The following is a 3,299-nucleotide window of genomic DNA, read 5'->3' on the forward strand; positions in this document are numbered from 1 at the left end:
TAGACCAATTTATCGCAACCGCAGCAGGGCAGTCTATTCTCGGACAGCCTCCTGGCACTGCCTCTGCCTGTCATTGCGGGTCCAGAATGATTGGCTGCGATTAATGCTCCCGGGTCGTTCGGAAAGTCACATCCGGATAGCGCTCTTCAGCCAGGGAAAGGTTAACCCTGGTGGGTGCCAGATAGGTCAGATGACCACCACCATCCATGGCCAGGTTGTCAGCGCATTTACGCTGGAACTCCTCCAGCTTTTTAGCGTTACTGCAGTCAATCCAGCGTGCGGTATTGACATTAACCAGCTCGTAGATTGCTTCAACTTTATATTCATCTTTGAGTCGGCGCATAACCACATCAAACTGCAGTACACCCACGGCTCCGAGGATCAGGTCGTTGTTGTTCAATGGCATGAATAGCTGGGTGGCCCCTTCTTCTGAGAGTTGTTGCAGTCCTTTTTGTAATTGCTTCAGCTTTAACGGGTCCTTCAGGCGGACACGGCGAAACAGCTCGGGAGCAAAGTGGGGAATGCCCGTGAACTTGAGCATTTCGCCCTGGGTAAAGGTGTCGCCAATCTGGATAGTGCCATGGTTATGCAGTCCGATGATGTCACCGGAGATCGCTTCATCTACGTGGGAGCGATCACCCGCCAGGAAAGTCACCGCATCGGCAATTTTTACCTCCTTGCCGATACGAACATGTTTCATCTTCATATTCCGGGTGTATCTGCCGGAACAGATTCTCAAAAAGGCAATGCGGTCACGATGTTTGGGGTCCATATTGGCCTGGATTTTAAACACGAACCCTGTGAAATGTTCTTCATTGGCGGCCACCGTGCGTTCATTGGTTTCCCGGGGCATGGGGGAGGGAGCCCACTTGACAAAATCGTCCAGCATTTCCCGGACACCAAAGTTAGCCAGTGCAGTACCAAAGAAGACCGGAGTCATCCGGCCGGCAAGGTATTCTTTCAGGTCAAACTCATGACTGGCACCTTGCACCAGTTCAATTTCCTCCAGCAACTGTTCATGGATATCGCCCAACAGGGTTCTGGCTTCTTCTGACTGCAGACCTTTGATCTGAACATCATCAGGAACCACACTGGCCTGACCGGGTTTGAACACATGAATGGTATCGGTATAGAGGTTATAAACCCCTTTGAACTGTTTCCCCATGCCAATAGGCCAGGTGACAGGTGCGCACTGGATTTTCAGAATATTTTCGATTTCATCCAGTACTTCGATCTGGTCACGGACTTCGCGGTCCATTTTATTGACGAAGGTAAAGATTGGCGTGTCCCGCAGGCGGCAGACTTCCATCAGTTTGATGGTGCGATCTTCAACACCCTTGGCGCCATCGATCACCATCAGGCAGCTGTCAACGGCGGTTAGTGTCCGGTAGGTGTCCTCGGAGAAGTCTTCGTGTCCGGGCGTATCCAGAAGGTTTACCGTGCGATCGCGATAGGGGAACTGCATCACCGAGGTGGTGATTGAAATACCACGTTCCTGCTCCATCTTCATCCAGTCAGAGGTGGCCATACGCCCGCTCTTACGGCCTTTTACCGTACCGGCAAGCTGAATGGCACCACCGAGCAGCAGGAGCTTTTCGGTAATCGTGGTTTTCCCGGCATCGGGGTGGGAGATGATAGCAAAAGTGCGTCTAGCCCTTACTGCGTCTGGGAATTTTTGATCGGACATATGTCTTGATTTCTGAATTTGTACACACTTTTGTACATGATTGGAAAGATGCTTATCTGGCGTGTTGGGTAATAAATTGTTCGCCATCCTATCCAACCTGACTATTGTCACGCAAGCTTTCTACTTGCCGGTTTGAGAGATGACTGTGTCAGGCTGATTCAGATTTGATAACAAAAAGTCCAGAGAAATATTGAATGAATTGAAGTCGTCAAGAATATTCAGTAGCCATGAGCTTGACAAAATTAAAAGATATCTTACTGACGAATTGGATAGTTCTCCATACTGGAAATGAGCCAATGTTATTAAGGTATCAAGGGTTTTAAAAACACAGTGAGAAGCGAAGCCAATACCCCCCCGGTGACACCTGATTATTGAAATCATGGCAGCATAAATAGTGCACCAGTTGATCCTGCCGCTTCGGTTACCTTCTGTTGTAACGATTGCAAAACAACACTGCAAAACTACATTTAATGCCTCGCCGGTTCGAATTGATGACGAACCAGCGCGGGCGCATCCGTACCGACAGTTAATGGTGAGGTGTGAGCGGACCAGAGGGCTTGAAATCAATCATTATCCGGGCTGGCTGATGATACCAGTTGGAAAAATTGAACCATGCAGGATAATTCATTCTGGTGTTCAGTCGATACTTCTGTTGATTTTGAGTCCTGTGGATAACCCGTGGCAAAATGGTTCCTGCTTTCATGCCGTTGGTGACTTCACGTTGCACATTGACCTTTATCTGATCAGTGGGTTCGCCTGAAACGTCATCAAAGTGGGTGAAGGTTACGTCAACGTCAACAGGGTAATCGACAAGACCCCACCAGTCCTCCTGGTCAACAAGAAGAAAGCGTCCTTGCTTCATTTGCTGCCGGTCGAACATTTCCTGTTCTCTGGCGTTGATCATGGCATCTTCGTTGAAGGCAAAATCTGAGTATCGTATCGCTTCGCCATGTGCAACTTTATAACCCGTGATTTTCCAGGGTGAGTTTTCCGGGAGTTCAATCGATGTCAGGCTGGCAGCGCCCAGATAGGGCCAGGTTGCATAGACCACTGAGTAGATGGCTGCTGCGGTAACAGCGATGACTGTCAGCACCACCGCAACCCCAACCAGCTCTTCCGACACCCGGTCACTGAAGGAAGAATCATCGTTAATGGTATGGCCTCCGTGGAAAGACGGGCCACCCCACCATCCCGAGTGTGAATGATGATGGGTGTGATGAACATGAATATAGTCGTTTTTACCTGAACCGGAAGGGTAGTAATAACGTTTGAGCTTAAGCTGAAACAACGCCATATGCCGGTAGTCAACAGGCAGGGAGTAGCTGCTATAGCTTGGCCCGGAAGATCCGGTAAGGCTACTGGCATAATCAAGCTGCGGATAAGTGGTAAAAATGGTCAGAAACAGAAGTAAGGCTATGTTGGATAGCTTGTTAACAACTTGCGCGGGCATTATTGCACTCCGAGTGGAAGTTTCTCCGCTTATCTATTTGGAATGAAATCTTCCAACGTGTTTGGGTAATACTGTGATTAGCAGTATTTAGAACCGGGCTGTATGGAAAAGTTCCCTTCCCGGCTTTCAGTAGCTAACCATATGAAATCATATATTTCTGAC

Annotated in this window: 2 protein-coding genes; both read right to left on the reverse strand. The window is 48.9% G+C overall.

What is annotated here, in order from left to right; translation table 11 throughout:
* Nucleotides 1-100 precede the first annotated feature (100 nt).
* Complete coding sequence (locus tag KDK14_RS04325) at nucleotides 101-1,687, reverse strand: peptide chain release factor 3 (protein ID WP_257263791.1); 1,587 nt, start codon at nucleotides 1,685-1,687, stop codon at nucleotides 101-103.
* Nucleotides 1,688-2,213: 526 nt separating this feature from the next.
* Nucleotides 2,214-3,137 carry a hypothetical protein gene (locus KDK14_RS04330; RefSeq protein ID WP_257263790.1) on the reverse strand — a complete coding sequence of 308 codons (924 nt, stop codon included), beginning with the start codon at nucleotides 3,135-3,137 and terminating at the stop codon, nucleotides 2,214-2,216.
* Between the last annotated feature and the right edge of the window lie 162 nt (nucleotides 3,138-3,299).

The organism is Endozoicomonas sp. ONNA2, assembly GCF_024606365.1.
Lineage (GTDB): Bacteria > Pseudomonadota > Gammaproteobacteria > Pseudomonadales > Endozoicomonadaceae > Endozoicomonas.

Excerpts from the sequence above, each read along its gene's own strand:
- KDK14_RS04330 (WP_257263790.1), bottom strand. The coding sequence starts at position 3,137 with ATGCCCGCGCAAGTTGTTAACAAGCTATCCAACATAGCCTTACTTCTG.
- KDK14_RS04325 (WP_257263791.1), bottom strand. The coding sequence starts at position 1,687 with ATGTCCGATCAAAAATTCCCAGACGCAGTAAGGGCTAGACGCACTTTT.